Origin of the sequence: Streptomyces sp. (assembly GCF_031178505.1) — a bacterium.
Classification (GTDB): domain Bacteria; phylum Actinomycetota; class Actinomycetes; order Streptomycetales; family Streptomycetaceae; genus Streptomyces; species Streptomyces gulbargensis.
On record NZ_JAPSIW010000407.1, the window covers coordinates 1 to 6,314 of the forward strand.

6 protein-coding genes are annotated in these 6,314 nt (G+C 75.0%); 2 read left to right on the top strand and 4 right to left on the bottom strand.

Annotated elements, in window-relative coordinates:
- Both RIF68_RS23560 and rsgA read right to left on the bottom strand, forming a co-directional pair.
- The coding region (locus tag RIF68_RS23560; RefSeq protein ID WP_309053292.1) for a DNA-3-methyladenine glycosylase 2 family protein at nucleotides 1-1,156 on the bottom strand (1,156 nt) is incomplete at its 3' end.
- A gap of 73 nt (nucleotides 1,157-1,229) precedes the next feature.
- Nucleotides 1,230-2,375 carry a ribosome small subunit-dependent GTPase A gene (gene rsgA, locus RIF68_RS23565; RefSeq protein WP_309053287.1) on the bottom strand — a complete coding sequence of 382 codons (1,146 nt, stop codon included), beginning with the start codon at nucleotides 2,373-2,375 and terminating at the stop codon, nucleotides 1,230-1,232.
- Nucleotides 2,376-2,695: 320 nt separating this feature from the next.
- Here rsgA and RIF68_RS23570 point away from each other — a divergent pair, with 320 nt between their 5' ends.
- Nucleotides 2,696-3,148 carry a VOC family protein gene (locus RIF68_RS23570; RefSeq protein WP_309053288.1) on the top strand — a complete coding sequence of 151 codons (453 nt, stop codon included), beginning with the start codon at nucleotides 2,696-2,698 and terminating at the stop codon, nucleotides 3,146-3,148.
- On the opposite strand, the gene RIF68_RS23575 is transcribed toward RIF68_RS23570, so the two are convergent.
- Nucleotides 3,031-3,846 (bottom strand): helix-turn-helix domain-containing protein, encoded by an 816-nt coding sequence (locus tag RIF68_RS23575; RefSeq protein WP_309053289.1) that lies wholly within the window; start codon nucleotides 3,844-3,846, stop codon nucleotides 3,031-3,033. The two genes, RIF68_RS23570 and RIF68_RS23575, sit on opposite strands and share 118 nt — an antisense overlap.
- The gene (locus tag RIF68_RS23580) at nucleotides 3,843-4,967 is read right to left on the bottom strand and encodes a YihY/virulence factor BrkB family protein (RefSeq protein WP_309053290.1); all 1,125 of its coding nucleotides are present in this window, start codon (nucleotides 4,965-4,967) and stop codon (nucleotides 3,843-3,845) included. Before RIF68_RS23580 ends, RIF68_RS23575 begins: the two co-directional genes overlap by 4 nt.
- Nucleotides 4,968-4,984: 17 nt before the next feature.
- On the opposite strand from RIF68_RS23580, the gene RIF68_RS23585 reads away from it, so the two are divergent.
- On the top strand, nucleotides 4,985-6,314 hold a 1,330-nt coding region (locus tag RIF68_RS23585; RefSeq protein WP_309053291.1), incomplete at its 3' end, for an acyl-CoA dehydrogenase family protein.

Sequence of the window (6,314 nt, forward strand, 5' to 3'; positions counted from 1 at the left end):
GGACCTCCCCGGCGGCCAGGGCGCGGGCGAGCGGCCCGGCGGCCGGGTGGGCGGTCAGCCCGGCCGGGGTGGGGAAGAGATGGGTGAGGGTGCCGCAGGGGGTGTCGAGGGGCGTGCCGTACCGCTCCACGACCCGGGCGGCCTCCCCGGGCCCGAGGACGGACCGGAGCGCGAACTCCTCCGGCGCGGCCGTGCCCGGGGACCGTACGCCGGGCCGGGCCGCGACCTCGGCGGCGAGCAGCGGGTCGGCGCCGAGCCGCTCCGCGACCGCGTACGGGTCGGCGTCCAGGTCGAAGAGGCGGCGCAGCCGGTGGACGGCGGTGGTGAGGTCGCGCAGGTCGGTGAGGTGGATGCGGGCGTCGAGCCAGCGGCCCGCCGACCGCTCGTCGACGGAGACGATGCCGGTGCCGTACGGGAGACGGAGGGTGCGCCGGTAGGTGCGGGCGCCGGGGGCACCGGCGACCTCCTCGACCAGGGGAACGGCCTCGGCGGCGAGCAGGTCGAAGACCTCGCGGGCGGCGTACGGGCCGCGGTGGGCGAGCCGCAGCGGGACCCCGGCGGCGAGCGCGGTGCGGTCCCGGGCTCCCGCGCCGGTCTCGGCGCGCAGGGCGGTGGGGGTGCGGGCGTAGACGGCGCGGATGGTGTCGTTGAACTGGCGGACGCTGGCGAAGCCGGCGGCGAAGGCGATGTCGGTGACCGGCAGGGCGGTGGTCTGCAGCAGCAGCCGGGCGGTGTGGGCCCGCTGGGCCCGGGCCAGGGCGACGGGCCCGGCGCCGAGCTCGGCGGTGAGCTGGCGCTGGACCTGCCGGGTGCTGTAGCCGAGGCGGCCGGCGAGCCCGGGGACGCCCTCGCGGTCCACGACCCCGTCGCCGATCAGCCGCACGGCGCGGCCGACGACGTCGGCCCGGACGTTCCACTCGGCGGAGCCGGGCACGGCGTCCGGGCGGCAGCGGCGGCAGGCGCGGAAGCCGTGCCCCTGGGCGGCGGCGGCCGTCGGGAAGAAGGTGACGTTCTGCCGTTTGGGGGTGACGGCGGGGCAGCTGGGACGGCAGTAGATGCCGGTGGTGCGCACGGCGAAGAAGAACTCTCCGTCGAACCGCGCGTCCCTGCTGCTCACCGCCTCGTAGCGGGTGTCGTCGTCCGTCACGGGATCCAGTGTGGGGCCGCGCGCACGTCCCGGCTCGCGGTTTTCGGACACCACGCTCCCCCACCGCCGCGGCGGCCCGCGGCTACCGCAGCCGGCCGCCCCGCTTGAGCTCCAGGGCGGCACGGCCCTCGGCGCCCTTGCGCTTCCAGTCCTTGCGGATCTCGTGGCGCAGGCGGGCGTCGGTCTTGGCGACGATCCGCTGGTTCTCGCGGAGCAGCTTGCGGTAGCTCTCCAGGCGGCGCACGGCGAGCGTGCCGTCGTCCACGGCCGCCGTGACCGCGCAGCCCGGCTCCGCCTCGTGGGCGCAGTCGTGGAAGCGGCAGTCCCGGGCCAGCTCCTCGATCTCGGAGAACACCTGGCCCACCCCGGTCTCCGCGTCCCACAGGCCGACGCCGCGCAGCCCCGGCGTGTCGATGAGGACACCGCCGCCGGGCAGCGGGAAGAGGTTGCGGGTGGTGGTGGTGTGCCGGCCCTTGCCGTCGACGTCCCTGGCCTCCTGGACGTCCATGACGTCCAGGCCGACCAGGGCGTTGGCGAGGGTGGACTTGCCCGCGCCGGAGACGCCGAGCAGCACGGTCGTGCCGCCCGCGACGGTGGCGGCGAGCACGTCGAGGCCGAGGCCGGTGGTCGAGCTCAGCGGCAGCACCTGCACGCCGGGGGCGACGGTCTCCACGTCCTCGACGAGGTAGGAGAGCCCGACCGGGTCGGGCACCAGGTCGGCCTTGCTGAGGACGACGACGGGCTGGGCGCCGGACTCCCAGGCCAGCGCCAGGAACCGCTCGATCCGGCCGAGGTCGAGCTCGACGGCGAGCGAGACGGTGATGATCGCGTGGTCGACGTTGGCGGCGAGGATCTGCCCCTCGGACCGCTTGGAGGAGGTGGACCGCGCGAACGCCGTCCGGCGCGGCAGGCACGCCCGTACGTAGCGGGGGTCACCCGCGCCCTCGGGGTCGACGGCCGCCCAGTCACCGGTGCAGACGACCCGCAGCGGGTCGTGCGGGGTCACGAAGGTGGTGTCGGCGCGGACGACGCCGCCGGGGGTGGCGACGTCGCACTGCCCGCGGTCGACGCGGACGACCCGCCCGGGGACGAGGCCCTGCGCGGCGTACGGGGCGAAGGCCTCGGCCCAGCCGGTGTCCCAGCCGTGGGCGTCGAGTACCGAGGCGGCGCCGGCCGGAGACGGAGAGGAGGAAAAGGTGGAGGAAGCGGCGGAAAGCGGGAAAGACAAGGGGAACCCTTCACAGGGTGGCCCCGGCGATCGGTGATCGGAAGAGGTCAGCCGGAGGCCACGGAGGTGATGTGGACGAACTTCCGCGTGCGGGCAAGGCCCTTCGTGACGACAGCCATCGGTCACACCTCCTGGTCGGATTCCTGTCCTGCGTGATCCGGGGATCCCGGACGGACGTCACCGTAGCGGGCCCGCTCCCGCCCGCGCCAACGGTTTTCCCGCACGGCGTCCGCGGCCCCTCCCCGCGCCCCGCCCCCGCGTCGGCGGCGTGTCCGATCCGTACAAGACCGGGGCCCGGCCGGCCCCTACTGTCACGGGGCATGAACACACCACGACTTGATCTGATCGGCCTGGTGGTCTCCGACATGGCCGCCTCGCTCGCGTTCTACCGGCGCCTCGGCCTCGACGTGCCCGAGGGGGCCGGGAGCGCGCCGCACGTGGAGGCGGTGCTGCCCGGCGGGCTGCGGGTGGCCTGGGACACCGAGGAGACCGTCCGGTCCTTCGACCCGGCGTGGAGCCGGCCGGCCGGCGGGCACCGGGTCGAACTCGCCTTCCGCTGCGGGTCGCCCGAGGAGGTGGACGCCCTGTACGCGGAGCTGACCGGCGCCGGGTACGGCGGGCACCTGCCGCCCTGGGACGCCGTCTGGGGACAGCGTTACGCCGTGGTCCTCGACCCGGACGGCGCCGGGGTCTCCCTCTTCGCCGATCTGGACACCGCGCCCGCCGTGCCCTCCGCCGGGGACGACGCCGGAAGCGCGAACGAGCGGGCGTAGGCGGCCGGGGTCGTCCCGGCCAGGGCGCGGGTCTCCCGGGTCAGGTGCGCCTGGTCCACGCAGCCCGCGCGTACGGCGGCCTCGGCCGGCGGGAGGCCGGCCCGCAGGAGGGCGAGGGCCCGCTGGAGGCGGAGGATCCGCGCCAGGGTCCGGGGCCCGTACCCGAAGGCGTCGAGGGAGAGCCGGTGCAGCCGGCGGGCCCCGAGCCCCAGGGCGTCGGCGGTGGCGGCCACCGGTCGTCCCGCGTCGAGGCGGGCGACGGCCCCGCGCAGGACCGGGTCGGGCGGCGGGGCGTCGGCGGCGCGGCGCAGGACGAGGCGTTCGAGGGCCGCCGCCGGGTCCGGGCCGGCGCCGATCCGCCCGGCGAACCGCCGCGCCGCCGCCGTACCCCACAGGTCCCCGAGGCCGACGCGCCGGTCGCGCAGTTCCCGTGCGGGCACCCCGAGAACGCGGGGCGCGTCACCGGGAGCGAAGCGGAACCCCGCGTACCGCTCCGCCCGCTCCCCCGGCACCCAGGGCCGGGTGTCGGGGCCGGCGACGAAGAGGTGTCCGTCGGCCCAGACGAGGTCCATGCAGCCGTCGGGGAGCACGGCGCCCGAGGGAGCGGCGGCCGGCGGCGCGGTCCTGGTCCACAGGAAGGCGCCGTCGAGCCGCGCGGGGCGCTCCGCGTACGTCCCCCGGGGTCCGGCGGCCGTCAATCCTTCTCCCAGCCCGAGTGGAGGCGGGACCTCACGTCGTCCGGGGGCAGGAACCTGGACCAGCGCTCGGGGAACTCGGACGGCATGTCGGGATCGTCCTCGTCCACCTCCTCGGCCTCGGCGCGGACGCGGGCGACGAGTTCGGCGGCCTGGACGGCACGGGCGCGTTCGTTGGCCTCACGGGCGGCGGCGGTGGCGACGGAGGGCCAGACGCGGTCGATGGCGGCGTTCACGGCGGCGCCGACGAGGACGGCGAAGGCCGAGATGCCGATCCAGAGGAGGACCGCGATGGGAGCGGCGAGCGAGCCGTAGATGGTGGGGCCCTCGACCTGGCTCGTCAGGTAGATGCGGAGCAGGAAGCTGCCCAGCACCCACATGGCGAGCGCGACCAGGGCGCCGGGGATGTCCTCGATCCACGGCGACCGGACGGGGACGGACACGTGGTAGAGCGTGGTGAGGAAGACGATGGTCAGCAGGATGACGGCCGGCCAGTAGAGGACGGCGACGACCTCCGTCCCCCAGGGGACGAACTCCACGACCCGGTCGGGCCCCACGACCGCGAGGGGCAGGACGACGGCTCCGATGACGAGGGCCACGAGGTAGAGCAGGAAGGCGAGGAGCCGGGTCTTGACGATGCCGCGGTGGCCGTCGAGTCCGTACATGACGGTGATGGTGTCGATGAAGACGTTCACCGCGCGCGAGCCGGACCAGAGGGCGATGGCGAAGCCGAGCGAGACGAGATCGGGGCGCTTGCCCTGGGTGACGTCCTCGACGAGGGGTTTGGCGATGTCGCGGACGCCCCGGTCGGAGAGGACCGTCCCGGCGGCCCGGAGGATGTTCTCCTCGATGCTGGCGACGGTGTCGGTGTTGGTCCAGTCGTCGGCGTAACCGAGGAGGGCGATCAGGCCGAGGAGGAGGGGCGGCAGGGAGAGCAGGGTGAAGAACGCGGCCTCGGCGGCGAGGCCCAGGATCCGGTACTCGATGCACGAGTTGACGGTGTCCTTCAGAAGCAGCCAGACCATCTTCCGCTTGGAGACGTTGCGGTAGAGGACGCGTGCCCGGTGGAGCCTGCTCCCGGGCCGACGCTCGGGCCGTTCGGATGTTTCTCTTGCTGCCTGCACCTGCTTACCGTATCGGCATGGCAGCGAGCACCCACACCGTGACCAATCAGGCTCCGCCCCTGGTGGGATACGACGTCTTCACGAGCGACCGGGCCCTGACCGAGGCCGTCGACCGGCACCTCGGCGCGGCGGGCGCGCCGGAGGTCCTGGACGAGGCGCGCGGCGAGCTGGGAGCGCTCGGCCGTTCGGCCGGTTCGACGCAGCTGAACGGGTGGGCGGAGCTGGCGAACGCCTTCCCGCCCCGGCTGCGCACCCACGACCGGTACGGCCACCGCGTCGACGAGGTGGAGTTCCATCCGGCCTGGCACCGGCTGCTCGGCAAGTCGGTGACGTCGGGCCTCACGGACGCGTGGGGCAGGCCCGGCGGGCACGTCCGGCGCGCCGCCGGGTTCCTGATGATGTCGCAGGTGGAGGCGGGGCACGGCTGCCCGGTCTCGATGACGCACGCGGCGGTGCCGGCGCTGCGCGCCGAGCCGGAACTCGCCGCCGTGTGGGAGCCGCTCGCGACCTCGCACCTCTACGAGCAGGAGCTGCGGCCGCCGCTGGGCAAGACGGGCGTGCTGCTCGGCATGGGGATGACGGAGAAGCAGGGCGGCAGCGACGTCCGGGCGAACACCACGTCGGCGCGTCCGCTGGCGGCGGCCGGGGAGTACGTCCTGACGGGCCACAAGTGGTTCTGTTCGGCGCCGATGTCGGACGCCTTCCTGGTCCTCGCGCAGGCGCCGGGGGGGCTCACCTGTTTCCTCGTGCCCCGGATCCTGGAGGACGGGACGCGCAACGCGTTCGCGCTCCAGCGTCTGAAGGACAAGCTGGGCAACCGTTCGAACGCCTCCGCGGAGGTGGAGTTCGACGGGACGACCTGGGCGCGCCGGGTCGGCGAGGAGGGCCGCGGGATCGCCGTGATCATCGGCATGGTGGCGGCGACCCGGCTGGACTGCGTGCTCGGCTCGGCGGCGCTGATGCGGCGGGCGGTGGCGGAGGCCGTGCACCACGCCTCGTACCGCTCCGCGTTCGGCGGTCTCCTCGCCGACAAGCCGCTGATGCGCAACGTGCTCGCCGACCTGGCGCTGGAATCGGAGGCGGCCACGGCCCTCGGGATGCGGCTGGCCGCGGCCTACGACGCCTGCGGCAACGGCGGCGGCGACGCCGAGCGGGAGCGGGCCCTGCTCCGTATCGCCGTGCCGGCGGCGAAGTACTGGGTGACCAAGCGCTGTACGCCCGTGGTGGCGGAGGCGCTGGAGTGCCTGGGCGGCAACGGGTACGTGGAGGAGTCCGGGATGCCGCGCCTGCTGCGCGAGTCGCCGCTCAACTCCCTCTGGGAGGGCTCGGGGAACGTCCAGGCCCTCG